The 25,561-nt window shown below is 44.4% G+C and carries 23 protein-coding genes; 18 read left to right on the forward strand and 5 right to left on the reverse strand.

Going from position 1 to position 25,561, the window contains the following annotated elements:
• Positions 1-66 precede the first annotated feature (66 nt).
• From gltB to KYS23_RS06060, 12 genes are all read left to right on the forward strand, one after another.
• Positions 67-4,533 carry a glutamate synthase large subunit gene (gene gltB / locus KYS23_RS06005; RefSeq protein ID WP_159532916.1) on the forward strand — a complete coding sequence of 1,489 codons (4,467 nt, stop codon included), beginning with the start codon at positions 67-69 and terminating at the stop codon, positions 4,531-4,533.
• Between the two features lie 14 nt (positions 4,534-4,547).
• The gene (locus KYS23_RS06010) at positions 4,548-5,963 is read left to right on the forward strand and encodes an FAD-dependent oxidoreductase (protein ID WP_159532918.1); all 1,416 of its coding nucleotides are present in this window, start codon (positions 4,548-4,550) and stop codon (positions 5,961-5,963) included.
• 274 nt (positions 5,964-6,237) lie between these two features.
• Positions 6,238-6,705, forward strand: a complete 468-nt coding sequence (locus tag KYS23_RS06015; protein WP_159532920.1) for a hypothetical protein — start codon at positions 6,238-6,240, stop codon at positions 6,703-6,705.
• Complete coding sequence (locus KYS23_RS06020) at positions 6,705-6,929, forward strand: helix-turn-helix transcriptional regulator (RefSeq protein ID WP_159532922.1); 225 nt, start codon at positions 6,705-6,707, stop codon at positions 6,927-6,929. Before KYS23_RS06015 ends, KYS23_RS06020 begins: the two co-directional genes overlap by 1 nt.
• A gap of 144 nt (positions 6,930-7,073) precedes the next feature.
• A complete protein-coding gene (locus tag KYS23_RS06025) occupies positions 7,074-7,469 on the forward strand; it encodes a hypothetical protein (RefSeq protein WP_218398203.1) in 396 nt (131 codons plus the stop codon).
• A gap of 143 nt (positions 7,470-7,612) precedes the next feature.
• Positions 7,613-8,200 (forward strand): DUF2726 domain-containing protein, encoded by a 588-nt coding sequence (locus tag KYS23_RS06030; protein ID WP_159534679.1) that lies wholly within the window; start codon positions 7,613-7,615, stop codon positions 8,198-8,200.
• 191 nt (positions 8,201-8,391) lie between these two features.
• Complete coding sequence (locus KYS23_RS06035; RefSeq protein WP_159534681.1) at positions 8,392-9,090, forward strand: 5'-methylthioadenosine/adenosylhomocysteine nucleosidase; 699 nt, start codon at positions 8,392-8,394, stop codon at positions 9,088-9,090.
• Positions 9,091-9,096: 6 nt separating this feature from the next.
• Complete coding sequence (locus KYS23_RS06040) at positions 9,097-10,065, forward strand: cobalamin biosynthesis protein CobD/CbiB (RefSeq protein WP_159532926.1); 969 nt, start codon at positions 9,097-9,099, stop codon at positions 10,063-10,065.
• 85 nt (positions 10,066-10,150) lie between these two features.
• On the forward strand, positions 10,151-11,014 hold the full coding sequence (locus tag KYS23_RS06045; protein WP_246604310.1) for a helical backbone metal receptor: 864 nt from the start codon (positions 10,151-10,153) through the stop codon (positions 11,012-11,014).
• 47 nt (positions 11,015-11,061) lie between these two features.
• Positions 11,062-11,466 carry a rhodanese-like domain-containing protein gene (locus KYS23_RS06050; RefSeq protein WP_013782825.1) on the forward strand — a complete coding sequence of 135 codons (405 nt, stop codon included), beginning with the start codon at positions 11,062-11,064 and terminating at the stop codon, positions 11,464-11,466.
• A 160-nt stretch (positions 11,467-11,626) separates the two neighbouring features.
• Positions 11,627-12,031, forward strand: a complete 405-nt coding sequence (locus KYS23_RS06055; protein ID WP_159532930.1) for a DUF2721 domain-containing protein — start codon at positions 11,627-11,629, stop codon at positions 12,029-12,031.
• Positions 12,009-12,590, forward strand: a complete 582-nt coding sequence (locus KYS23_RS06060; protein WP_218398201.1) for a GNAT family N-acetyltransferase — start codon at positions 12,009-12,011, stop codon at positions 12,588-12,590. Before KYS23_RS06055 ends, KYS23_RS06060 begins: the two co-directional genes overlap by 23 nt.
• 193 nt (positions 12,591-12,783) lie before the next feature.
• Here KYS23_RS06060 and tyrS read toward each other — a convergent pair whose 3' ends face one another.
• A complete protein-coding gene (gene tyrS / locus KYS23_RS06065) occupies positions 12,784-13,983 on the reverse strand; it encodes a tyrosine--tRNA ligase (RefSeq protein WP_159532933.1) in 1,200 nt (399 codons plus the stop codon).
• A 455-nt stretch (positions 13,984-14,438) separates the two neighbouring features.
• On the opposite strand from tyrS, the gene KYS23_RS06070 reads away from it, so the two are divergent.
• Complete coding sequence (locus KYS23_RS06070; protein ID WP_218418214.1) at positions 14,439-15,764, forward strand: peptidoglycan DD-metalloendopeptidase family protein; 1,326 nt, start codon at positions 14,439-14,441, stop codon at positions 15,762-15,764.
• Positions 15,765-15,771: 7 nt separating this feature from the next.
• Positions 15,772-16,926: an anhydro-N-acetylmuramic acid kinase gene (locus KYS23_RS06075; protein WP_159532937.1), complete on the forward strand. Its 1,155-nt coding sequence runs from the start codon at positions 15,772-15,774 to the stop codon at positions 16,924-16,926.
• 135 nt (positions 16,927-17,061) lie between these two features.
• On the opposite strand, the gene fucP is transcribed toward KYS23_RS06075, so the two are convergent.
• Complete coding sequence (gene fucP, locus KYS23_RS06080) at positions 17,062-18,393, reverse strand: L-fucose:H+ symporter permease (protein WP_218418215.1); 1,332 nt, start codon at positions 18,391-18,393, stop codon at positions 17,062-17,064.
• Between the two features lie 489 nt (positions 18,394-18,882).
• Here fucP and KYS23_RS06085 point away from each other — a divergent pair, with 489 nt between their 5' ends.
• Together KYS23_RS06085 and KYS23_RS06090 are read left to right on the forward strand one after the other, a co-directional pair.
• Positions 18,883-20,202 carry a carbohydrate porin gene (locus KYS23_RS06085; RefSeq protein ID WP_159532941.1) on the forward strand — a complete coding sequence of 440 codons (1,320 nt, stop codon included), beginning with the start codon at positions 18,883-18,885 and terminating at the stop codon, positions 20,200-20,202.
• A gap of 270 nt (positions 20,203-20,472) precedes the next feature.
• Complete coding sequence (locus tag KYS23_RS06090; protein ID WP_218418216.1) at positions 20,473-21,594, forward strand: alkene reductase; 1,122 nt, start codon at positions 20,473-20,475, stop codon at positions 21,592-21,594.
• A gap of 148 nt (positions 21,595-21,742) precedes the next feature.
• Here the strand turns inward: KYS23_RS06090 and KYS23_RS06095 are convergent, their stop codons facing one another.
• Positions 21,743-22,189, reverse strand: coding sequence for an SRPBCC family protein (locus tag KYS23_RS06095; protein ID WP_129739950.1), 447 nt, complete (start codon positions 22,187-22,189; stop codon positions 21,743-21,745).
• 236 nt (positions 22,190-22,425) lie between these two features.
• On the opposite strand from KYS23_RS06095, the gene KYS23_RS06100 reads away from it, so the two are divergent.
• Entirely contained in the window at positions 22,426-23,388 is a 963-nt protein-coding gene (locus tag KYS23_RS06100) for a D-2-hydroxyacid dehydrogenase (RefSeq protein WP_159532947.1), read from the forward strand.
• Here the strand turns inward: KYS23_RS06100 and KYS23_RS06105 are convergent.
• Both KYS23_RS06105 and erpA read right to left on the reverse strand, forming a co-directional pair.
• Entirely contained in the window at positions 23,382-23,954 is a 573-nt protein-coding gene (locus KYS23_RS06105) for a glutathione S-transferase family protein (RefSeq protein WP_218398246.1), read from the reverse strand. The two genes, KYS23_RS06100 and KYS23_RS06105, sit on opposite strands and share 7 nt — an antisense overlap.
• A gap of 124 nt (positions 23,955-24,078) precedes the next feature.
• A complete protein-coding gene (gene erpA / locus KYS23_RS06110) occupies positions 24,079-24,423 on the reverse strand; it encodes an iron-sulfur cluster insertion protein ErpA (RefSeq protein WP_159534683.1) in 345 nt (114 codons plus the stop codon).
• Between the two features lie 211 nt (positions 24,424-24,634).
• Between erpA and KYS23_RS06115 the strand changes: the two genes are divergently transcribed.
• Entirely contained in the window at positions 24,635-25,468 is an 834-nt protein-coding gene (locus KYS23_RS06115) for a polyphosphate kinase 2 family protein (RefSeq protein ID WP_159532951.1), read from the forward strand.
• Positions 25,469-25,561 lie beyond the last annotated feature (93 nt).

Consider the following 25,561-nt stretch of genomic DNA (forward strand, 5'->3'; position numbering starts at 1 on the left):
CAATACCTAGGCGCATCTACACGCAACGCACACCTTGCCCCAGTCAAAGGTTGAAGGAGTTAAGAGATGAGTTTATACAACCCCAACGATTCCCGGGATAACTGTGGATTTGGCTTAATCGCCCATACCCACGGAGAAGCTAGCCATACGCTAGTAGAAACCGCTATTCACGGTTTAGACCGTATGCAGCATCGAGGCGGTATTGCCGCTGACGGGAAAACCGGAGACGGCTGTGGTTTACTACTGCAGAAACCGGATGCGTTCTTCCATACTATCGCCGCAGAAAATGGCTGGAAACTCAGCAAAAAATACGGCGTTGGCATGATCTTTCTAAGCCAGGACCAGGCCCTTGCGCAAACTGCGCGTGAGGTGTTGAATGAAGAACTTGAAAAAGAAACCCTTAGTGTTGTTGGCTGGCGCGAAGTGCCTGTCGATCGCTCTGTATTGGGTGAACTTGCTCTTACCGGCGTGCCACAAATAGAACAAGTATTTGTGAATGCACCAGCAGGTTGGCGCAAGCGCGATCTTGAACGCCGCCTTTATATGGTGCGTCGCCGCGCTGAAAAGCGCCTTGAAAGCGATCCTGATTTTTATGTTGCCTGCCTATCTGGCTTGGTAACCATTTACAAAGGCTTGGTAATGCCGAAAGACTTACCTGCCTTCTATTTAGATTTAGCCGACGAACGTCTGCAAAGTGCTATTTGTGTATTCCATCAGCGCTTTTCAACCAATACGTTACCACGCTGGCCACTCGCGCAACCGTTCCGTTTCTTGGCGCACAATGGTGAAATTAACACCATTAAAGGCAACCGAGATTGGGCAATGGCACGTGCCTCTAAATTTGCTACGCCGCTTATTCCTGATTTGAAAGAAGCAGCTCCTTTTGTTAATACCGAAGGTTCTGATTCATCGTCACTTGATAACATGCTTGAGCTATTCTTAGCCGGTGGGATGGATTTGTTCCGTGCCATGCGTTTATTAGTGCCACCTGCTTATCAAAATAACAAAACCATGGATGACGACCTACGTGCATTTTACGAGTTCAACTCGATGCATATGGAACCGTGGGATGGCCCTGCCGGTATCGTATTAACGAACGGCCGCCACGTGGCATGTAACCTAGACCGAAATGGTCTTCGCCCTGCCCGTTACGTTATCACCAAAAATGGCTTCATTACCCTTGCCTCAGAAGTGGGTATTTGGGATTACGAAGAAGCTGACGTTATTGAAAAAGGCCGCGTAGGCCCAGGTGAAATGCTAGCGGTTGATACCTACACAGGTAAAATCTGGCGTTCCACTGAAATTGATGAAGAGTTAAAAGCGCGTCACCCATATAAAGAGTGGCTCGATAAACATATTCGTCATTTAACGCCTATTGAAAAGCTAGATGCTTCACTGATTGGAAAACGCGTTTTTGATGACGACACCATTTCGGTATTCCATAAGCAGTTCAGCTATAGCTATGAAGAAATTCAGCAAGTTATTAAAGTACTTGCGAAAGACGGTCAAGAAGCCGTTGGCTCTATGGGTGATGATACGCCAATGGCGGTTATGTCTTCACGCCAGCGTACCGTTTACGATTACTTCCGTCAGCAGTTTGCACAGGTAACTAACCCGCCTATCGATCCATTACGTGAAAACCACGTAATGTCGCTAGCCACCTGTATTGGCCGCGAGCAAAACGTATTCAGCGAAACCTCAGGTTATGCAGACCGCGTATTGTTTAACTCGCCAATACTGATGTATACCGACTTAAAACAGCTACGTGAATTTAACCCTGATAATTACTATTCAGAAGTGGTTGAACTTCAGTACCAACCGCAAGAAGGTTTGAAAAAAGCCATCGAGCGTATTTGTAACGAAGTAGAGCACTTAGTTAAACAAAAGCGTGCGGCGTTCGTGATTTTATCCGATCGCAATATCAGACAAAACCGCTTACCTATTCCAGCTGCTATGGCCGTTGGTGCAGTACAGCGCCGTTTAGTTGATAAATCACTACGATGCGACGCGAACGTAGTCATTGAAACCGCCAGTGCCCGTGACCCACATCACTTTGCCGTACTCATTGGTTTAGGTGCTACAGCGGTGTATCCGTTCTTAGCCTACGAAACCATTGAACAGCTTTGTGAGAAAGGCGAACTCGACATTTCACCTATGCAAGCCACGTTGAACTACCGTAAAGGTATCAATAAAGGTTTGTACAAAATAATGTCGAAAATGGGTATCAGTACCGTGGCAAGTTACCGTAGTTCGAAATTATTCGAAGCTATCGGTATTAACGATGCGGTAATGGAACTGTGTTTCAGAGGTGTTACCTCGCGCCTTCAAGGTGCTGATTTCGACGATTTCCAACAAGATACGGTTAATCTAAACCGCGTGGCTTGGTTAAAACGTAAGCCTGTTGATCACGGTGGTTTGCTTAAGTATGTACACGGCGGCGAATACCATGCGTATAACCCAGATGTAGTCAGCACACTGCAAAAAGCAGTAATGAGCGGCGAATACAGCGATTACCAGCAGTATGCGAAACTGGTCAACGAGCGCTCTCCTGCGCACATTCGTGACCTGCTAGCGCTCGACCCACAAAGCGAGCCGGTTGATATTAGCGAAGTTGAAGACGCACAGAACTTATTCCCGCGTTTTGATACAGCCGCTATGTCAATTGGGGCATTAAGCCCTGAAGCACACGAAGCGTTAGCGATTGCCATGAACCGTTTAGGCGGACAGTCTAACTCCGGTGAAGGTGGTGAACATCCATCGCGCTTTGGTACTGAAAAGAACTCGAAAATTAAGCAGGTTGCTTCTGGTCGCTTTGGGGTAACACCGCATTACTTAGTAAATGCGAATGTTATTCAAATTAAAGTGGCACAGGGCGCGAAGCCTGGTGAAGGTGGTCAGTTACCTGGCGACAAAGTGAATAAGTATATTGCACAGTTACGTTTCTCAGTGCCTGGTGTAACCCTTATTTCGCCTCCACCGCACCACGATATATATTCAATTGAAGATTTAGCCCAGCTTATTTTCGATTTGAAACAGGTGAACCCAACTGCACTTATTTCAGTGAAGTTAGTGTCTGAACCTGGTGTAGGAACTATTGCTACCGGTGTAGCAAAAGCCTATGCAGATCTTATTACGGTGTCAGGTTACGATGGCGGTACAGGTGCAAGCCCACTTACGTCGGTTAAATATGCTGGAAGCCCGTTCGAATTAGGTTTGTCTGAAACACAGCAAGCGCTCATTGAAAACGGCCTTCGCCATAAAGTACGCGTTCAAACTGACGGCGGCCTTAAAACAGGTTTAGACGTAGTGAAAGCGGGTATTTTAGGTGCTGAAAGCTTCGGTTTTGGTACTGGGCCTATGGTGGCGTTAGGGTGTAAGTACTTACGTATTTGTCACTTGAACAACTGTGCAACCGGTGTAGCAACACAAGATCAAAAGCTTCGTGACGACCACTTCATTGGTTTGCCAGACATGGTTATGAACTACTTTAAGTTTATTGCCCAAGAAGTACGTGAAATTATGGCTGCCCTTGGCGTGACCAAGTTTGACGACCTTGTTGGCCGTACTGAGCTATTAAAAGTGATTGACGGTGTGACTGCGAAGCAAAACCGCCTTGATTTAACGCCATTGTTGGTAAGACCGAAAGCAGGTGAACATACCCGTTTATTCTGTTCACAAACCACCAATGAACCCGTTGATAAAGGTGTGCTAAACGCACAAATGCTTAAAGACGCGCAACAAGCGGTTGTTGACGGCGAGTCTCTTGAATTGAAATACCCTGTTCGCAACACCGACCGTTCGGTAGGTGCTTTGTTATCGGGTGAAATTGCTAAGCACCATGGTAACCACGACTTTGAAGATACGCCTATTAAAGTGAATCTTACCGGTACTGCTGGTCAAAGTTTTGGTGTGTGGAATGCTGGCGGCTTGCACATGCACCTTGAAGGTGACGCAAACGATTACGTAGGTAAAGGAATGACTGGCGGTAAGCTTGTTATTCATCCACCAAGAAACATGACTTACAATGCGCATGAAAGTGCCATTATGGGTAATACCTGCTTATACGGTGCAACTGGCGGTAAATTATTTGCTGCAGGCCGTGCAGGTGAGCGTTTTGGTGTACGTAACTCAGGTGCTATTGCGGTAGTTGAAGGTATTGGTGACAACGGTTGTGAATACATGACCGGTGGTATTGTTGCAGTACTTGGCCCTGTAGGCGTGAACTTCGGTGCCGGTATGACAGGTGGATTTGCGTACCTTATGGACGACAACGACGACCTAGATAACCGTGTAAACCAAGACCTTATTGAGATTATGCCTGTTGACGGTAAAGCGATTTTAGTAGAGCACTTACGTGGTCTTATTAATCAGCATTACGAAGAAACTGGCAGCGACCATTCGTTAGGCTTGCTGACCGATTTCGCGGCAACGCTGAAACGCTTCAAGCTTATTAAGCCGAAGACCAGTGATGTGAAAAACCTATTAGGTCACATCAGTCGTTCAAGCGCAGAATTGCGCATTCAGGCTCAGTAGGAGGAGAAAAGTTTATGGCAAAGAACGTATACCAGTTTGTCGATGTTGAACGTATCGATCCGCCGAAAAAGCCGATCATGGTGCGTAAACACGAGTTCGCTGAAATTTATCAGCCGTTAAGTCAGTCACAAACCGAAGGCCAAGCAGATCGCTGCTTGGACTGCGGTAACCCGTATTGCGAATGGAAGTGCCCAGTACACAACTACATTCCTCAATGGTTAGACCTTGCCAATGAAGGTCGTATTATTGAGGCGGCTGAGTTGTCGCACAAAACCAATAGTTTGCCAGAAGTATGTGGCCGCGTTTGTCCTCAGGACAGACTCTGCGAAGGTGCATGTACCCTAAATGACGACTTCGGCGCGGTAACCATTGGTAGTATTGAAAAATACATTACCGATACCGCGTTTAAAATGGGCTGGCGCCCAGATATGTCTGACGTAGTGTGGACAGACAAGAAAGTCGCTATTGTAGGTGCGGGCCCAGCTGGATTAGCCTGTGCTGATATTCTTGTTCGTAACGGCGTAAAGCCCGTGGTATTCGACAAGTACGAAGAAATTGGTGGCTTGCTAACCTTCGGTATTCCATCGTTTAAGCTTGAAAAAGATGTGATTAAGCTTCGCCGCGAAATCTTTACCGACATGGGTGTTGAGTTTGTACTTAACACTGAAATTGGTAAAGACATTGAAATGCAAAAACTGTTAGATGATTACGACGCTGTGTTCTTAGGCATGGGTACGTATAAATCGATGCAAGGCGGCTTTGAAAATGAACATGTACACGGTGTTCACGATGCTCTGCCCTTCCTTATTTCAAATACAAATCGCGTGATGGGCCTTGAAAAAGACGAAGCCGACTTTGTTGATATGAAAGGTAAGCGCGTAGTAGTACTTGGTGGTGGTGATACCACCATGGACTGTGTACGTACGTCTATTCGTCAAGAAGCCGACCGGGTAGTGTGTGCATATCGACGTGACGAAGAAAGCATGCCTGGCTCTCGCCGTGAAGTGGTTAACGCCAAAGAAGAAGGGGTTGAATTTATGTTCAACATTCAACCTTTAGATATTGCTGTTGATAGCGAAGGCAAAGCTTGCGGTGTTAAATTCGTAAAAACCGAGATGGGTCCACCGGATATCAACGGGCGTCGTCGCCCAGTTGAAATTGAAGGCTCTGAGCATGTGGTTGAAGCTGATGCGATCATTATCGCGTTTGGTTTCCAACCTAGCCCTGCCCCTTGGTTTGCTGAGTTCGGCATTATGCTAGATGAAAAAGGCCGCGTACGCGCTCCTGCTGCTGGTAAGTTTGCTTTCCAAACATCGCACCCTAAAATCTTTGCGGGCGGTGATATGGTACGTGGTAGTGACCTTGTGGTTACCGCTATCGACGAAGGCAGAAAAGCCGCTGACGGTATCATGGATTACATCGGCGTTTAATATTAGCGTTTAATATCCACGTGTAAAACAGCACGTTAACCGTACCTCGTTGTATGTAATCTATTTAAAAGCTCGCTTAGGCGAGCTTTTTTGTGGCCAGTATATCTAAAGCTGTAAAGAAATCCGCTCAGGGCACCTTCACCTACAACAAACTTTGTAACAACCTACCGCTAGCTTTCTACAAGCACTAATGTATAGTATATTTAACATTGAGTTAAATTTAGCGTACACAAAGTAAAATTTAACCACCATTACTAGGGCATGGAGAAAGATAATGATTTCGTTCAGAGAGAAGAGTTTGTGGGTGTCTTTGTTAGTATCTGCGGTGATCGCCTCTATTTATGGAGATAGCGTATATACACTTATGTTTTTGCAACCAAATACTAGCCTAGATACCACCACCGCCCTCATCATGCGAATTACTATTGCCTTCATTATCTTAGAGGTAGCGTTACATATTGCGTTAGCCATGAGCCAGCAAGAAGATGCCAATACACCTGAAGATGAACGAGAGCGTTATCATCGACTTACCGCGAATAATGCGGGTTATTGGGTACTGTCAGTAGGTATTGTGAGCTGCGTGATACAACAAATGATCAACAGTAACATCGATTTTGACGCGCAAAATAGCTACACCAATTATGCTCTTGCACCTATTGAACTGAAGTTAGTACTGATTTTTTGGTTATCGGAAGTCACCCGGTTTGGTACTGAGCTTTACTATTACCGGAAAGAAAGTTAATGACTGATAATTACATCATTACCAATAACATAAGAACTTTGCGCTTTCTTTCAGACGAAATGACACAGCAGGAACTTGCGTCGAAAGTGGGTGTTACACGCCAAACCGTTATGGCGATCGAGAAAGGAAAATACTCTCCATCACTTGAAGTGGCGTTCAAAATTGCTTTGGTCTTTGATAAGCCGTTTAATGAGGTGTTTCAGTATTCGACAGAGAATACATAGTGGCATTGATAACTCAGTTCACAATAGTTTTCACCCTATACCCATCATGCTATGAACATACCTTGTGCAACTATTTATCTATTGCTCTTATATAGTTAGCCCACTATTATCGATATAAAGAGTGAATACTGGTTAACAAGAATAATGACAAGCGGTTTACGTAAAAGCATCAATATAATTTTACTTGGCGGGCTAGCAATGGCGAACCATGCGTTAGCCGATACTGTGACCGCAAACAGTTCATTAAATGTACCTGTTACCCAGTCTTGCCCTACGTCCTTTTTTGACGTCTCGCTAATGACCAATGCACGTCAGTGTCAGCAATTCGACGAGGGCATGCCAGCTAGCTTGGTCTATTTTACTAAGTATGCACCTGAAGAGGTTATCGCCTTCTATCAAAATGCCTATCCGCAATTTGTCAGAAAACCTGCGGTTAACCAACGCACTATGCTTGCAGCAACAGATGATTCGGTTCGTATTGTGGTGTCACCGGATAATATGGGCACGCAAGTAGATGTACTTATCATTAGTAAGCCATAACCTGCCTTAAGGTTTATTTCCGCCTAGCTCCTCTCCTTGTTCAATGTGGCACTGCCTTTGCAGATTCCGTAAAGAACCACAGTGGTGTCAAAAAAAGCGTCATTTTTATGACGCGCATTACACGTTGATATGCGAGGAATATGATGGAACTGGCAATTATTTTAATGATGTTACTTATTGTGGTGGCATTAGGCGCCATAAAATTATCAGATGGTGGCGTAGCGTTTCCTTTTCGCCGAAAGCCACAGCTTTTCACTCCTGTAGAACACTCATTTTTAAACCTTATTGAACAAGCCATGGGGCGAGAGTTTCGTATCATTTGCCGTGTACGCTTGAGTGACATAGTGTCAGTAAGGCAATCGGCCAACAAGAAAACGGCCAGCCAAGCTATTTCTAGAGCCTCATCGCGACAACTTGATTTTATCTTGGTGGATAAGCAGGACATGAGCCCGATATTAGCTATCGACCTTGTGCATAACCAAGGGAAAGAGGGCTACAAAACTCAGCGCGATTGGTTTGTGTCAGGTGCATTAGATGCGGCAGGTGTTCCTCATGCTCGAATTAAGGTGAAGTCGGGCTATACCGTCGACGACATTCGTGAATGCCTTGAAAACAAGCTTATTCCTTATAGAAGAATTCAGCAAAAAATGTCACAGCTTCCTACGCACAACCCTGAACCGACTAAGCGCCCGACTCGTCCAGTAAGATCGAGCCGCGTGGCAGCTGCGTAAAACTTACTATTTTCCCCTAGCCTTTGTTGCGCTCCATTATTGCTGTAATAGCAGGTGACAAAGGCTTTTTCCTGTCAGTTTTCCTCATTTCCTTATACAATTCATTACCATATCTGTAGCAAGTTTTGCTTCCCCCAACATCTGAATAAATCGGTATTTACATGAAAGAGACTGACATGAAAGAGACTGGCATAAAAAAAATTGGCATTCTAGGCGCAATGGATGAAGAAGTTGCGTTACTTAAAGCTTCACTTTCAAACCTTAAAGAAACCACATGGAAGCACTTAACCTTTTATGAGGGCCACCTTAATGATGTTGAGGTTGTGCTGGTAAAGTGTGGTATCGGAAAAGTTGCAGCGGCTCTTGCCACTACGGTACTCATTGAACAGTACGCGCCTGACGCTGTGGTAAACACAGGTTCAGCAGGCGGGTTCGATAAAAGCTTAAACATTGGTGACTTAGTGATTGCCACCCACGTTATCCATCACGACGTGGATCTAACCCATTTCGGCTACACGCTAGGCCAGTGTGCTGGCATGCCTGAAGACTACCGTTGTGACAATACGCTCATTGAAGCCGCAAAAACAGCAACGAGCGAGTTAGAAAATATCCAATCTACCAGTGGCCTTATTTGTACTGGCGATTCGTTTATCGGTACCGACGAAGCAGTTGAAGCGCTACGTGAAAATTTCCCCGAAATGAAAGCCGTCGAGATGGAAGGTGCCGCTATAGCGCAAACCTGTCATATGCTTGACGTTCCGTTTCTAGTCATACGTTCGCTGTCTGATATCGCGGGTAAGACATCAACTGTCAGTTTTAAAGAATATTTGGATACTGCAGCAAAACATTCAGCGCAACTTGTTATGGCTATGATTAAAGCGTTGGCGTAGCAGTAAATGGAAGCATTGCTGACCCAATCAGCATATCAGTCGGTGCTGGTATTATGGTTGGCCGTTGTTTTAGATGCCCTTTGGCGGTGGCCGCTTAGCAGCCACCCGCTTACCCTCATGCGTTATTTGGTTAGGCAGATGGGGTTTAAAGTTCTTCCCTCTTTACGCTACTCTCGATCGCAGCATTATATCTCCGGCTCATTAGCGGCCATTGTATTATTGGCCCCTTTAATCATTTGCCTTGCCATACTCATATACATGGCCCAATACCCTGTTTTTTTCGAAGCCGTGATCATGGTTGCCTTGCTCGACTTTGCCTATCAGCGCCATCAATTCAGTAAGATTTTAAAAACGGTAGGAAAAAATAAAAAAGTACTCACCAGGGAAACCGTAGACACTATAGTTGCCCGCGAATGCACCCAATTAACCGATGTTGGTATTGCGAAAGCGGCCATTGAATCGCTATGGCTTAAGTTTTTATATCTTTATTGCGGCGTTATTTTTTACTTTATGCTGGCAGGGCCTATTGGTGCGTTAACCTACCGTTTGTTATTACTCACCTCGTGGCAATGGCACTATCGAAATCCTAAAATGGTGCATTTTGCGAAACCTGTGCGAAAGCTTGTTTCGTTATTAGTGGTTCCCCCTGCGTTACTCGGTTGTGTTGCTGTGCTTCTTTTCACTCACCCCATAAAAGGCATTCGAGCAGTAACACGAAGTAAAGCTCGAGACAAAACCTCCTTGTTACTTGCGCTATTTGGGGGAATACAAAACATTCAATTGGGCGGCCCTGCAATTTATCATGGACGAAAATACCGCTATCCTCGCTTGGGTGGTGCCGAACAAGTGAAGTATTCAGATATGATACGCAGTAAGCGCACTATAGTCGGCGCCATGGCCGTGGTCACCGCCATCGCTAGCGTCTGTTTATTATTAGTCGCGGCACAAACACAAACTCTAAGCGAGGTCTTCTAACGTGAAAAGCGTATTTCACATGCTGCGCAAACACGCTGCATTTATAATAAGCATTTTGCCATTTAACAAATTGAGTAAGGGCAGTATGGTGAAGCGTTCGTTGATAATCGCTATATTACTCACACTAGTGCCTCTTTCCACTTCAGCTGGAGAGCAAATTTACGAGCAAACTCAGCATGAACATATTCAGGATACAGAAGCCAGCAAATCAGCCCCGCGGATTATCACTCTCGCACCTCATTTAACCGAGTGGGTTTATAGCCTTGGTTTAGAAGCACACTTAATTGGCGTTAGCGACTACAGTAACTTTCCTGATGAAGCACAGCTATTGCCAAAAGTAGCCGACTATCAAGGTGCCGATTTATCCCAGATAATGGCGCTGCAACCTACCTTAATCCTAGCCTGGGAAGGAGGCAACAAACCGCAAGATTTACACCGTTTAGAAAGCTTAGGTTATAAGGTGTTTCGAGCCAAAATCACTGAAATTGAAGACATTGCCACTGAATTGATGCGTTTAGCCAAAGTGACTAACACAGAAGAAAAGGCCAACGCGCTCACCAGTGAGTTTTTGCGCCATTTAGCAGCATTAAGAGCCAAGTATGCCACGCCATCGAATAAAGAGGTGTTTTATTACTCTTGGACATCGCCGCTAATGACCATAGGTGACAATGCCTGGCCGAACAAGCTACTTAACGTATGTGGTGCGCAAACCCTATTTGCCGACAGCCCGGTCGATTACCCGCAAGTTTCGGTACAAGAAGTATTATCTAGGCAGCCTTTTACTTTGGTGGCCGCTAGCAATCAGCCAGCGTCCGATCTTGAGCAATTTTGGCTTGCCCACCGCCGTTTTTTGTCAGCCCCCTTGATTGCGGTTAATCCAGACATTACCAGCAGGTTCTCACTGCGGTTAATTAATGAACTAAAAACACTGTGTAAGGGTATTAACTAGCAATTCCACAAGGTATAATAACCTTGTTTTATTTCTGAAGGTTATTCATGCGAATCGTTTTAGTCTTGTTTCTCGTCGTTGTTGCAGTCACGTTATTTGTGTCAATGCAATGCACAGCGAAAGCAACCTCTCAAGTATCGGTTGCAGCTTCCCCGTACCTTATTGAGCGGGTTAAAAACAATGACTGGATGCTTATCGACGTGCGTTCTCCAAGCGACTTTGCTGATGGACACATTCCAGGCGCCATCAATATGCCTCATGAAAATATTAACGATTATCTTACCGAGCTAGAAGGCCATAAAGACAAGCCTATTATTATTTATTGTCAATCTGGTACTCAGGCTAAACTTGCTATGAAGTTTCTAAAAGACTTAGACTTTTCTGAAGTCATGCATTTAGAAGGTGACATGCTAGGCTGGAATGCCTCTCAAATGCCAATCGACAGAATGTAACTTTCCGTAGTTATAGCCTCTGCAAATATAGCTATTTGCAGCTGCGTTTCGCTTTTAACTGCCAGCCAAACTCTCCCCTACAGCACTCTCCACTATCACACGACAATAACCCTACGTTTTTGATACACTGACACGCATTCACTAAGGTGACAGACAATTCATGAAAATAGACCTCGCAACACCCGCTATGCTTTTTCCAGCAATTTCATTGCTGTTACTGGCTTATACAAACCGGTTTTTAACCCTTGCTACGCTTATTCGTAACTTTTCAAAAGAAGAGCGTGACGACAATACCCTGGCCCAAATCAAGAATTTGAGGCTTCGTATTCAGCTTATTAAGCGTATGCAAATTGCGGGAGTTGGCAGCTTCTTTTTGTGTGTCGTATCTATGCTGGCGATTTACCTTACTTATCAACAAGTGGGTAATTGGATATTTGCATTGAGCTTAGTGTCTCTTCTGTATTCACTTTGGATGTCGGTAAAAGAAATACTTATTTCCGTAGAAGCATTAGATTTTCACCTTGATGGTATGAAAGAGCAACATGACACTTCCAAATCTAAATAGCGTTACGTACCTACCTTTAGCACCCGAACATTTTGATGATGTTATACGCTTAGGCAATGAGGTTCAGGGTGAAAATTACCTGATGCCTGACACGTTAAAAGCCATGTATGACAAAAGCTGGCACAACAATATTAATGCTAGCTTAGTGAGCTATTGTGGGGACGACATTGTGGGCTTTCGTATTACCTACGCTCATTCACAGTGGCAGTGTGATAAATGGTGCAGCCCAGAACTATGGCCGGTAGAAGCCGACAAAGTATGCTATTTCAAATGCAATACGGTATCGCCCGCTATGCAAGGGGCCGGTATTGGAAGTACCTTATTAGCCAAGTCGGTGAGCGCGGCCAAAGCGCAAGGCGCTGAAGCAGGACTTGCTCATATTTGGCTTTCAAGCCCGGGTAATAGTGCGTTTAAATACTTTACTAAAAACGGCGGCGAACTTATTAAGAAGCACCCGAACAAATGGCGCTATGAGTCTATACATGAAGGTTACGATTGCCCTGTGTGCCCTGAAACCTGCGAATGTGAAGGCGCAGAAATGATATTACGGTTTTCTTAAAGCCGAAATAAGTACACAATTTAATGATTATTGGGTAGCACTGTTTTCACGCTTAAAAGCCGCAAATTAATTAGCGACTGACGAAACAGAAAGTAATACAGATAGCATCCCAAGCAAAAAATACAGACATTAAAAAGCCCCGATAAATCGGGGCTTTTTTGTATTTTTTTAGCATCTAATAGCTAATGTCAAACTAAGCTAACGTAATTCTCGCGAATTTACGTTTACCCACTTGATAGACATTTTCGCCAGCTTCGGTAAGTACAAGACGAGTATCTTCTACTTTATCGCCATTAATTTTCACAGCGCCTTGCTTAATCATACGCATAGCGTCAGACGTTGAACCCACTAACTTTGTTTCTTTTAATAAGTTACCAATAGCAATGCCGTCATCGCCAAGTGCAATTTCAAACTCTGGCATTTCATCAGGAATCGCATTTTTCTGGAAGCGCTGAATGAAGTCTTGATGTGCACCTTCTGCTGCGGCATCGTCGTGGAAACGAGCGATGATTTCTTTTGCTAGCAATATTTTAATATCACGCGGGTTTTCACCGTTTTCAACGCGTTGCTTAAGTTCAGCAATTTCTTCAAGCGGGCGGAAGCTTAGTAGGTCGTAATAACGCCACATCAAGTCATCTGAAATCGACATCACTTTACCAAACATCTCGTTTGGTGCATCAGTAATACCGATATAGTTGTTTAATGACTTAGACATTTTTTGAACGCCATCTAAGCCTTCAAGCAACGGCACCATCACAATAGACTGTGGCTTAATACCTTGCTCTTTTTGAAGCTCGCGGCCCATTAGCAAGTTAAAGCGTTGGTCGGTACCACCTAACTCAACATCAGATTTAAGCGCAACTGAGTCCCAACCTTGCACAAGTGGATACAAAAATTCGTGTATCGCAATAGGCTGACCATTGTTGTAACGCTTTTTAAAATCATCACGCTCAAGCATACGTGCAACGGTTTGGCTGGCGGCTAGTTTAATCATGCCTGCAGCGCCTAACTGATCCATCCACTCTGAGTTAAAGCGAATTTGAGTCAGTTCAGGATCAAGAATTTTGAACACTTGTTCTTGATACGTTTGCGCATTTTCTAATACCTGTTCTTTACTTAAGGGCTTGCGTGTCACATTTTTCCCTGTAGGATCGCCAATCAGGCCAGTAAAATCCCCAATAAGAAAAACAACGGTATGGCCTAACTGCTGAAAGGTTCGCAGTTTATTGATCAAAACAGTGTGACCAAGATGAAGATCAGGCGCAGTAGGATCAAAACCCGCTTTTATGGTTAGGGTTTTGCCGGATTTTAATTTCTCAATTAAATCCTCTTCGGGGAGTATTTCATCCGTTCCCCGTTTAATTTCAGCTAGCGCTGTTTGCCAGTCTTTCATCGGTTATTTCACACTCTTGATGTTGTAGAATCTATTTTGAGCGGCATTTTACGCGGACATTGGAACCATTAAAAGGTTTCTGCGTCAAAAAGCGGATGACTTGTCGTCACGTTCGTTATTGAACGCAATGGTTGAGGGCTGAAAGTAGCCTCAGTGATGAGTGATAACTCGCTTGTGTCTGTGGGGAAGAAGCTGTAACAAACCCTCCACCGCATGGATGCGGTGGCGGAGCTCCCATGGATGGGTTTACAGCGTGTTTGTGGAAGCTTCTTCCCCGCGGGCGCAAAAGCGAGTTATCGCTCTCGGCCTGTTCAGTCTAACTTAGTAAGTCAGGGTTCGACTGCCATTGCGTTCAATAATTAACTTTTGCGCTAAAAAACAATGAGAAAAGTTGCATTTTTAAGCAACTTATGTGACAAGTACATTGCACATAAAATTCTCAAGTAGGTAGTATTATGAGAATCAAACTAGACGCCCTAAAGGCGCTAAACATATTTAAACAATTACCAAAGCAACACCGAACAGGATTAGCTATTGCTAGTATGTTTTTAGGTGGGCTTATTCTATTGCCGTCAGTCACAGTAGAGGCGAGTCGTCATCAAGACGCTTTGGTACTTGATACCGGTATTCGGTACCCTCTTGATTTGAACATTATGCCGTCCACCGACGTGTTTTCGATTGAAGAAGAGTCGACCTGGCAAACTTATAAAGTACGAAGCGGCGATACCCTTGCAAAGCTCTTTAAGCGTGCGGGTTTTACCTCTCGTGATGTTTACAATGTTACTCAAGCCGGTGACCTTGCTAAAACACTGGTCACGTTATTACCTGGTGATGAGCTTTCGTTTAAAATTAACAACGATGGTACATTTGGCGAGCTTAAATATAAGCTTTCTTCTACCGAAACCTTATTCATTCGCCCCGACCCCACCAGCGAAGATAATAGCTTAACGGCCGATCTTGAAAAGCGTGACGTTGATATTCGCTATAATTTTGCCCAAGGCGAGATTCATTCAAGCTTTTGGAATGCTGCGGTAACAGCAGGATTAACCAGTAATCAGATTATGAACCTTGCGGGCATTTTTGGCTGGGATATTGATTTCGCGATGGAGATTCGTTCAGGCGATACCTTCAATGTGGTGTTTGAAGAACAATACATCGATGGTGAGTTTGTGGGCTTTGGCGACATAGTTGCGGCAGAATTTACTAACCAAGGTGAAGACTTTAGCGCTATCTTGCATGAAGATGGTACTTACTACACACCTGAAGGCCGAAGCATGCGTAAGAGCTTCTTACGTGCGCCAATTAACTTTAGGTACGTGAGCTCTAACTTCTCGAAAGCACGTTTCCATCCTGTCCAAAAACGCTGGAAAGCACACCGTGGTACCGACTACGTTGCCGCGGTTGGAACGCCAGTTATGGCCGCGGGTGATGGTAAAGTAATTAAGTCAGCGTACGATAAATACAATGGTCACCATGTTTTTGTTCAACACGGTGAAAAATATACTACTAAGTATCTGCACTTTAAAAAGCGAGCAGTAAAAGTAGGCGACACGGTTAAACAGGGTCAAACCATTGGTTACTTAGGTAGCACTGGCTTGGCATCTGGCCCGCATGTTCACTACGAATTTTTGGTAGACGGTGTACACCGTAACCCTCGTACCGTATCACTGCCAAAAGCATTACCTATTGCCGCTGAAGAGCGTGAAGCATTCATGGAAATTGCTCATGTACGTCAGCAGCAGCTTAATAACAACAAACGCATTATGCTTGCAATGAAATAGCCGACTTATGGCAAAGTATATTGGCCTTATGTCAGGGACTAGCATGGACGGCGTTGACGCCGTCCTTTGCGATATCACTGCAGATAAGTGCCAAACCTTACATGCCGTATCCATTTCCTACCCTGCTAATCTACTTTCTTTACTTCATTCACTTTGCACCCCCTCTACTAACGAGCTCAATGCGATGGCAACCGCCGATAGGTTGGTAGCAGAAAGCTTTGCACAAGCCGTAAGCGTGTTGCTATCAGAGACTCAGCTTTCATCAAGCGATATCACCGCAATTGGCTCTCACGGGCAAACCATAAGGCACTTTCCGCAGGGAATTGAACTTCCCTACGACATTGAGCAAAAAGGTTTTACATGTCAGATTGGCGACCCTAATACTCTTGCCGTGTTAGCAGGTATTGATGTTATTGCTGATTTTAGGCGTAAAGATATTGCTCTTGGCGGCCAAGGTGCGCCCTTAGTTCCAGCCTACCATAATGCTATCTTCGCTCATGACACCAACCCCAGAGTGTTGGTTAACATTGGCGGTATTGCGAACATTTCAGTATTAGCAGCAAAACGAGATGCTATTGCCCCTCTTGGCTATGATACTGGCCCAGGCAATACCCTAATGGATGGGTGGATTAAACAGCATTTAAACCAGCCCTATGATGACAAAGGCCAATGGGCGAATACGGGTGTAGTAAGCAATGACTTATTAACTGGACTGCTAGCAGATAGCTATTTTCATCAAACTGCGCCTAAAAGTACCGGCAGAGAGTATTTCAATTTAGCATGGTTAACGTCTTACCTTGATGCGCTCGCACGTTCACAAGCCAGCACACTCGCCCCTCAAGATGTGCAAGCGACGCTATTAGCACTAACAGCAACGAGTATTGCTGATGAAATTAACAGGCAAAAAATGCCCAAAGGCGCACAAGTCATCGTTTGTGGGGGCGGTGCCTTTAACCCTGTGCTGATGCATCGCATAGCCAACTTACTGCCAAGCTATCAAGTGAGTGACAGCCACAGTATCAATATTCACCCCCAACACGTTGAAGGGGCCGCATTCGCGTGGCTCGCTTTTGCACATCGAAATAATATTCCAGGCAACGTCCCCGCTGTTACCGGTGCTTCGCGAGAGGCGGTATTGGGTGTTTTTTGCCCTTCACGCTAAGTCAACGTTTAACGAAACCTTTAGTCAACCACCCGTTTTCATTTCACACATAACGATTACTTTTTCTATAAAAAATGCCAGCAAAGGCTGACATTTTTTAAAATCATGATGAGCATCACTACAGCAAAGTAAGTATTACTTCGCCATGTTTGCCTTCAAATTATTGGTCTTCAAATCGTCAATGGATACTTTCTGAGGACTTTTAACTGCTTTAATGTCAAACAGTCCATAGCCAGCCACAAACATAAAGCATACTGCAGGAACAATATAAGAAATGACGATACCTGCTGAGTCGATAATTGCAGCTTGGAAGAGTGGCATAATTGCGCCACCTAAAATAGCCATTACCAAGCCGGCTGCGCCAAGTTTAGTATCTTTCCCTAGCCCTTCTAACGCGATGCCGTAGATAGTAGGAAACATTAGCGATAAACATGCAGATATTGAAACAAGTGCCACCACACCGATTATATTTGGCGCTTGTGTCATAACAATACATAAACCTACTGCCACCAGCGACATCACCATAAGCAGTCGTGCTGGGTAGAGGTACTGCATTACCCACGTCATCACAAAACGTGAAATAAGAAACACTATCATGCTGTATTGAAGTACATCGCCGCCTTGCACCTCATTACCCCCAATCGCTTTCATGACGTATTGGATAGTAAAAGTCCATACACAAGTTTGCGCGCCCACGTTGAAGAACTGAGCCATAACACCAAAACGATAATGCTTGTTCGCCACTAGGCGCTTCAATGATGCTGCAATGTCGATATCATCAGCTTTAGACTCAGTGGCTTCATCCACAGGGGTTTTAATCAAAGCTACAGCAACCCAAACCACAAGAAGTACACACGCCATAGCAACATAAGGGATCATCACCGCATCCAATTCAGCACCTATAACAGATTTTAGCTCAGTCATAGACATAGCACTTCGCTCTTCAGCTGAAGCCTGATTCAAATTAGGTAGTATGAGCGTAGCGGCTAAGAATACTCCAAAGTTTGTCCCTACAGGGTTGAATGCCTGTGCTAGGTTTAATCTTCTGGTGCCGCTTTGCTCGTTGCCCATCGCCATGACATAAGGGTTAGCGGACGTTTCCAGAATAGACAATCCACCGGCCATCACAAACAAGGCCAACAGGAAAAAGCCATAAGTCATTGTCTGACTTGCTGGGTAAAATAGAAAGGCACCGGCTGCAGCACATCCTAGCCCTACAAGCACACCCGTTTTATAAGAGTATCGTTTATTAATAAAGGCTGCGGGTATCGCTAAACAGAAATAAGCACCGTAGTAAGCGAACTGAACTAAGGCCGATTGTAGTGACGACATAGTAAATATTTTACTAAAGACTTTCACTAGCGGATCCGTCATGTTGGCGGCAACGCCCCATGCAGCAAAACACACCGTCAATAGAATAAACGGCAATAGCGTATCTCTGGAAACTATAGGCGCTTTAGTTTGCATCACCCCAACCTCATCTTGTAAACAATTTGTTGAGCAATTTAACCAACAAAAAATGTCCATGTCAATAAATCAACAAGACTTATTTAATTGGTGGCGCGACTAAAAATACCACACCACGTTAACATGAGCGCTATTGCTTCAACTATTCACTCCACTCCAAATTTCATGAATTCTTTATATTAAACAAGGCTTAAACCAGCTTGAACTTAAAAAAAAGCACTACAAAAGTCTAAAAAGAGGCCATCTCCCTCTAAAAAAATCCTATATCGCTCCACCCCATCTGTTAACACCTTTGTAAAATAAAAATAAATAAACAAGGTTGATTTATTAGTTTGACTGCATTAGATTGCATTTCCCATACGCAAGCTGTTAACACGATGTGACTTCAATTCACTTATCCCTAGGCATAAGAAACGAATGGAAGCATCGTGATGAGCACAAAAACAAGTGCAAATTATAAGCACGTTCAATTAACACTAAGGGTAAGATATGAAGCATACTTTTCGTTGGTTAAAGCAAAAAACTCTGACTTTAAAGTCACTTACACTTACTTTCTGCTATCTGTTAGTCAGTATTTCTTACCCTACCTTTTCTGCGCAAGATACATCGGAATATATAGAGTGGCAGGCAAGTTACACGGGGGAAGCCGCTGCTAACGTTGATGGCGGTAAGCGTGAAGGGAGTGCTTATGCTGGTCAATTATTTTTAGGCGCAGAAATAGACTTAGAAAAATTTGCAGGTTGGGAAAATACTAAAGTCCATGTGGCATTCACTAATCGTCACGGACAAAACTTAGCGGCTACGCATATTGGAAGTAGTACCTCTGTTCAGGAAATCTATGGCGGCCAAAATTCCCGTTTAGCTAGGTTTACCGTAGAGAAAAACTTTTTTGACGACCAGCTACAAATAGAAGTCGGCAGAACCGTGGCAAACATCAGCTTTCTTGGTTCAGAGCTATGTCAATATTTTCAAACGAATTCCGCTTGCGGAAACCCCACATTTGTTTTTAAAACCAGTAACTTTACATGGTGGCCTGTTTCAAGTTGGGGAGGTCACGCAAAATTCTGGCTATCGCCTGAAATCTATTTTCACACTGGTGTGTATGAAGAGAACACACCTCACCAAGACTTAAGTGATCATGGTTTTGATTGGTCAACGGATGAATCAACTGGCGTAGTCGTACCTGTGACATTGGGCTATCAAACTACCTGGGAAAATGACGACTACCCAAGACGCTATGAAATTGGCGGTTGGTATGATGGTGCGGACTACACAGACCCAGCTAAAGATGAGAATGGTGATTTTGCTGCTGTCACCGGTAACGACTATGCGACCCAAAATGGGCGCTCTGGTATTTTCGCCCGATTCGAGCAAACCATTTTACGTCCAGATCTACATTCTAAACGCAGCGTTACAATTTTTGGTGCGGTGTTAACAGGCACATCAGGTGAGCTTATAGAAGATGAGTATATTAAAGCGGGCTTTGTTAAACGCGGTACCTTCGTAGGAAGAGACGAAGACACCATAGGCTTTGTCGTCACTCAACAATTTTATAGTGAGGATGCCATTGAAGACCAACGCGTATTGCGCGAAGCAAATGGCGGTTCAGGCCGCCCTGCAAACAGCCAAACCATGATGGAGTTAAGCTACGGCGTCCATATTAACGACAATATTCGGATTCAGCCTAACGTGCATTATATTATTAATCCAGACCAGTTTAGCGAACGTGACCGGCTTCAATCGTTAGATGATGTATGGGTAGTGGGCGTACGGTTTGACGTTAACCTAGCAGGTCTGATACTGCACTAGTTAACATAAACTCCCCTTTCATTTTCACCGTCAGGGTCGTCATTATGACGGCCCTTTTTCTTTTTAGCTAAAGCACGTTTTCATTGGTTAAAATCTCAATTCTTATAGTGCTAGTAGCGTCAGCATTGCCAACTTCGCAGGATTTACCCTCGCCTCTTACACTCTTTTTGCTATTTATTAGTACCGAACGGCATATCCTTTCACCTTGAATCAATCCAAGTCGCGTCCATTTCTGTAATCACTTACACACCGTTTTAAAAGGAACAACAAATGTCAGAGTTATCTCTGTTTAAGCCTCTAGAATGGGCAGGCAATACGCTACAAAACCGCATGGTATTAGCACCTATGACACGTGGCCGTGCAGGTAGCGACCGCATACCTAACAAAATCATGGGTGATCAATACGCACAGCGCGCCGATGCAGGCCTTATTATCACCGAAGCGACGGCCATATCAGAAGAAGGTATTGGCTGGGTAGACACGCCCGGAATTTACACCGATGAAATGGTGGAAGGATGGCGCTCTATTAATGAAAGAGTGCATGAAGCTGGCGGCAAAATTATCCTCCAGTTATGGCATACCGGTCGTGCGTCTCATAGTGACTTCCATAACGGCGACTTGCCTTTTTCTGCGTCTGCTATTGCCATTGAAGGCGATGAAATTCACACGCCAAAAGGTAAAAAGCCTTACGAAGTGCCAAGAGCAATGACACAAGATGACATTCGTAGAACAGTTGCTGATTTTAAACATGCGGCTGTAAATGCGAAAGCTGCAGGTTTTGATGGTATAGAAGTGCATGCCGCTAACGGTTACCTGCTAAATCAGTTTTTAGACAGTCGCAGCAATCAACGTAGTGATGAATATGGCGGCAGCGTAGATAATCGATACCGCTTCCTTAGTGAGGTGATGGACGCCGTACTAGAGATTTGGCCTTCAGAGCAAGTTGGTGTGCGTTTATCGCCTAATGGCGTATTTAATGACATGGGTGCAGATGATTTTCGCGATACGTTTACTTATGTCGCCCAAGCACTTAATAAGCTTAACCTTGGCTATTTACATGTGATGGATGGCCTAGCGTTTGGTTTCCATGAACGCGGTGAGCCTATGACGCTTGCAGAGTTTCGCGCATTGTTTGACGGTATGTTAATGGGAAACTGTGGTTATACCCAGAAGGAGGCAGAGAAACGTATTAGCGACGGTGATGCCGACATGATTGCATTTGGGCGCCCTTGGATCACCAACCCAGATTTACCGACACGGTTCAAAAACAACTACCCGCTGGCAGCGTTTGACGACCCCTCAACGTGGTATGGCGGCGGCGAAGAAGGTTATACCGATTACAATACCTACCGTGAAGAAAGCGGAAAAGCAGCCATGGCGTCCTTAACCTAACAAATAAGGTTAACCTAGTAAGTAAGGTTGATTTAACTGCAGGTGCAAAAATGTTGCAGTAAGTTAATAAAAAAGCAGTCATTTTATGACTGCTTTTTTTATATCTTTAGCAACACTGCGCTATTAATATTTCGCTAGCATCGCAGCTTTAGTTAAACGCCACTTGTTTATCAGCTAATACCGCAAGCTTTTCTAGGCAAGACATCCACGCATATTGATGTTGATCGCATTCTTGTTGGTTGCTGAAACCACTATGAATTAGCGTTAACGCCACTTCCCCTTCGCTAGTTTCTTCAAAAGAAATATCCACTGAGCTCATGACGGTTTCTTCTACGCCATCTTCCCACGCCCAAGAGAACACAAGCTTCTCGTTTGCTAAGATAGTCACATATTCACCCGTTAGCGCTATTTCAACGCCGTTGGGTTCAATCATTTTTATACGGTATCTTCCGCCCTCTTTAAAGCTACTCATAATTTGCGATACCGTGCAATTACCCGGAGCAAACCATTCAGATAAATATTCAGGTTCATGAAACGCAGCAAACAAAAAGGAGATGGGCGCATGAAGGGATACATTCAGGGTAAATTGAAACATGTTAAGTCGCCTGTAAAAAAACTAGAGCCTTGGTAAGTTTAGGCGCTAGCAGAAAAGGATTCTAGGCTGTTATCGGCTATGTTCGACATTTTCTTTAGTTTGACCGATAGCGTTGCCTTATGTGAATGATTATCTTAGGGTATCCTAACTAGCAGTATCTATTCAGCGTAAACTATTTACGCTATGTATTCGGCTAATTGTAAAGGCCACCAATAAAATTTTACTAAGGCTCATTTATGTCAATTCAATCGCCTACACTCAACGTTTCTATACTCAGCAAAGATGCCAGCGCATTAGCAGAAGAAATAGCAAATGCATGGCCTGAGCCTCATGCTTTGAATATCTGCCAAGCCGTTACCACTTCTGAACAAATTAACCCAGACGAGGTTGAGGTATTACTTGCCGATCCTAATTTGGCGGCTAAGGTTATCGACCAGTGCACTGGCTTGAAGTGGTGCCAATCAACGTGGGCTGGCAATGCACCGCTTATTAACTTGGACAAAAGCGATTATATACTCACTGGCGTAAAAGGCGTGTTTGGAAACCTAATGCGCGAATATGTGTTTGCCTATCTCTTGCAATACGCACGCAATATTCCCGCATTCGCGCATAACCAGAATCATCAGCCCCCAATTTGGGAAGAAAGCCCCCGAGCGCCCCTTACGGGCAAAACCCTTGGTATTTTAGGCGCTGGCTCAATAGCTAAAGCACTTATTCCTGTGGCAAAAAGTTTTGAAATGAAGGTAATAGGCTTATCGAGAAGTGGTCAAGCGGTAGGCGGTTTCGATGACGTCTATTCAGCAACTGATCTACTCAAGTTTGCACAAGAGGCCGACCATGTGGTGAACTTGATGCCAGATACCCCCGCAACTACAGGTGTATTAAACCAGGCTTTCTTTGGCGCACTAAAGCCTCATAGCGTGTTTATCAACGCAGGACGTGGAAGTGCCGTTATAAATGACGCGCTTTTAAACGCGCTGAATAACGGCACACTACAAGCAGCAGTCCTTGACGTATTCACACAAGAACCACTACCAAAGGAACACCCATTTTGGACCCACCCCAAGGTGGTGGTTACTGCACATACTGCGGCTGTATCATCACCTGAGGATGTTGCGGGCGTATTTATAACGAATGCAATACGTTACATGGCTAACGAACCGCTTTATTATCAATTTAATTTCAATAAAGGCTACTGACGTGGGTCGGTAGCGGTTAGCTCTATACGGTCACGATGCTTTTCATGGAATTCCAGCAACAAAGGATAGTCTTTAAAGCTGTGCAATTCTCTGAATAGCACCCAATCTACCATTGAGTACAGACATATTTCAGGATACGTCCAGCCACTAAAACCACCCGCTTCCAGCTGCTTAGACAGTGTTGAAAAAACCGATTCGATACGCTCTTTTTGCAAACGAATGATGAGATTGTCTTGATTGATATCGATATCAGAGCGCTTTAATAGCATCAATTGCACGAATGAATCGTTAGCAGCATCTATCAGAGTAAGCAGATTTTCTTCCTCCCAAGATAAGGAGTCATGGTCGAGTTTACTCGCCAAATAGCTGTAAATTACTCTAGAATCGAAAATTAATTGCCCGTCGTCTTCTAGGCAAGGCACTTTTAAAGTGGGGTTTCGCGATGCAAGTAGCTCTCTGTCTTCCCCAGAGAATATTTGTAAATCGAGGAATTCATGGGGCGTGTTAGAAAGTACTACGCGAATTCTACGTACAAATGGAGATGTTACCGAACCATACAGTTTCATAGCTTCAACCTGAGTGAGTTTACTTACACACTCAGTTTAGCCATAAAATCAACGAGGAGAAAAGCACAAGACCGTAAAGGCGAGACAAGCATACACCAAGATGCGGTGTACGCCCGATAATCATTTAAACGCTGAAGCTAGCGCCGCATCCACAGGTAGTGGTTGCATTTGGGTTTTGCACTAAAAAGCGTGAGCCTTCTAAACCTTCAACATAGTCAACAATGCCGCCCACTAAATATTGTAAACTCATAGGGTCTACCACTAAGGTAACGTCATCTTTATCAATTGTCATATCGCCGTCGTTCACCTTCTCATCAAAAGTGAAACCATACTGAAAGCCAGAACAACCGCCTCCAGTAACATAAACCCGCAGTTTTAACGCAGGGTTTTCTTCTTCCGTGATGAGCGCTTTTACTTTTGTCGCCGCTGCATCAGAGAACTCAATTGGCAACGCCATTTCTACAGACATACTCACCTCTTCATTAACCATGTGCACTTGCACGCCTTCACGTACACGTATCGATAACCCAATTATCTAATACTTGAGTAACGCTATCAACTATTGGGGTGAAACTAACTGAAACAATAGCTAGCGACATTTCATTTAGCATGAAAATGATTGGCAAAATGGACACTCATGCCCGTAAGGCATACTCTAAAAAGAAACCGACGGGATTAACATGGCGCATTCAGTATCTTCTATTTCCCTTCAAAACCGTAGGCTTAGACTGCCAGAAGGCGCACAAGCTCCTGCTATTGATGGACGTGAACATTACAAACAAGCACTGAAAAGCTGGCAAAAAAAGTTACTACATGTTCAACAGGCATACTATCACCAAGGCAGGCGCGCAATCATTGTGTTTGAAGGATGGGATGCTTCAGGAAAAGGCGGCGCAATTAGAAGAGTGACCGAAAAACTCGATCCTCGCGGTTTTCGCGTTCACCCGTTCGCTAAACCTACGCCAGAAGAGCAAGGTCGCCACTACCTTTATCGGTTTCAAACACGACTGCCTACACCGGGTAGGCTTGCCATTTTTGATCGCTCTTACTACGGCCGTGTGATGGTAGAGCGCATTGAAGGTTTTACACCTAAGCCCGCATGGGAAAGAGCGTACCAAGAAATTAATGAGTTTGAGCGGCTATTAATTGATGATGGCGTGACGATGGTAAAACTCTTTATGCATATTTCAGCAGCAGAGCAGTTAGAACGCTTTGAAGAGCGCTTAAATAACCCTTACAAACGCTGGAAGCTAACCGAAGAAGATATACGAAATCGTGGCCGACGGGAGGGCTATATTAACGCCATAGAAGAGATGTTTGATAAAACCGATACTCAAATGGCACCCTGGCATGTGATACAGGCCGAGCATAAATGGTTTGCCCGTATTAGCGTACTAAAAACAATTGTTGAGGCACTGAGTGAAGGCGTAATTGTAGAACCACCGCCAATCGACTCTACCGTGGTGCATTTAGCGAAGCAGCAACTTGGTATTACTTTAGAGAAAAGTGAATAAAAGATAGCAGTTTACCCATGTCTTGTGACTAAGACATGGGTAGCACTATTTACGGCTAATTGTGGCCATAGGAGGCTTTGATTCGGTGTAATC

Source organism: Alteromonas lipotrueae (genome assembly GCF_019249255.1).
Classification (GTDB): domain Bacteria; phylum Pseudomonadota; class Gammaproteobacteria; order Enterobacterales; family Alteromonadaceae; genus Alteromonas; species Alteromonas lipotrueae.

Bases quoted from the DNA above. Each gene is read 5' to 3' on its own strand.
- KYS23_RS06030 (WP_159534679.1), top strand. From the start codon at position 7,613: ATGGAACTGGCAATTATTTTAATGATGTTACTTATTGTGGTGGCATTA.
- KYS23_RS06010 (WP_159532918.1), top strand. From the start codon at position 4,548: ATGGCAAAGAACGTATACCAGTTTGTCGATGTTGAACGTATCGATCCG.
- KYS23_RS06015 (WP_159532920.1), top strand. From the start codon at position 6,238: ATGATTTCGTTCAGAGAGAAGAGTTTGTGGGTGTCTTTGTTAGTATCT.
- erpA (WP_159534683.1), bottom strand. From the start codon at position 24,423: ATGTCTGTAGAAATGGCGTTGCCAATTGAGTTCTCTGATGCAGCGGCG.
- KYS23_RS06020 (WP_159532922.1), top strand. From the start codon at position 6,705: ATGACTGATAATTACATCATTACCAATAACATAAGAACTTTGCGCTTT.
- fucP (WP_218418215.1), bottom strand. From the start codon at position 18,393: ATGCAAACTAAAGCGCCTATAGTTTCCAGAGATACGCTATTGCCGTTT.
- KYS23_RS06075 (WP_159532937.1), top strand. From the start codon at position 15,772: ATGGCAAAGTATATTGGCCTTATGTCAGGGACTAGCATGGACGGCGTT.
- KYS23_RS06085 (WP_159532941.1), top strand. From the start codon at position 18,883: ATGAAGCATACTTTTCGTTGGTTAAAGCAAAAAACTCTGACTTTAAAG.
- KYS23_RS06060 (WP_218398201.1), top strand. From the start codon at position 12,009: ATGACACTTCCAAATCTAAATAGCGTTACGTACCTACCTTTAGCACCC.
- KYS23_RS06050 (WP_013782825.1), top strand. From the start codon at position 11,062: ATGCGAATCGTTTTAGTCTTGTTTCTCGTCGTTGTTGCAGTCACGTTA.
- KYS23_RS06040 (WP_159532926.1), top strand. From the start codon at position 9,097: ATGGAAGCATTGCTGACCCAATCAGCATATCAGTCGGTGCTGGTATTA.
- KYS23_RS06095 (WP_129739950.1), bottom strand. From the start codon at position 22,189: ATGTTTCAATTTACCCTGAATGTATCCCTTCATGCGCCCATCTCCTTT.
- KYS23_RS06025 (WP_218398203.1), top strand. From the start codon at position 7,074: ATGACAAGCGGTTTACGTAAAAGCATCAATATAATTTTACTTGGCGGG.
- tyrS (WP_159532933.1), bottom strand. From the start codon at position 13,983: ATGAAAGACTGGCAAACAGCGCTAGCTGAAATTAAACGGGGAACGGAT.
- KYS23_RS06070 (WP_218418214.1), top strand. From the start codon at position 14,439: ATGAGAATCAAACTAGACGCCCTAAAGGCGCTAAACATATTTAAACAA.
- KYS23_RS06100 (WP_159532947.1), top strand. From the start codon at position 22,426: ATGTCAATTCAATCGCCTACACTCAACGTTTCTATACTCAGCAAAGAT.
- gltB (WP_159532916.1), top strand. From the start codon at position 67: ATGAGTTTATACAACCCCAACGATTCCCGGGATAACTGTGGATTTGGC.
- KYS23_RS06045 (WP_246604310.1), top strand. From the start codon at position 10,151: ATGGTGAAGCGTTCGTTGATAATCGCTATATTACTCACACTAGTGCCT.
- KYS23_RS06055 (WP_159532930.1), top strand. From the start codon at position 11,627: ATGAAAATAGACCTCGCAACACCCGCTATGCTTTTTCCAGCAATTTCA.
- KYS23_RS06115 (WP_159532951.1), top strand. From the start codon at position 24,635: ATGGCGCATTCAGTATCTTCTATTTCCCTTCAAAACCGTAGGCTTAGA.
- KYS23_RS06105 (WP_218398246.1), bottom strand. From the start codon at position 23,954: ATGAAACTGTATGGTTCGGTAACATCTCCATTTGTACGTAGAATTCGC.
- KYS23_RS06090 (WP_218418216.1), top strand. From the start codon at position 20,473: ATGTCAGAGTTATCTCTGTTTAAGCCTCTAGAATGGGCAGGCAATACG.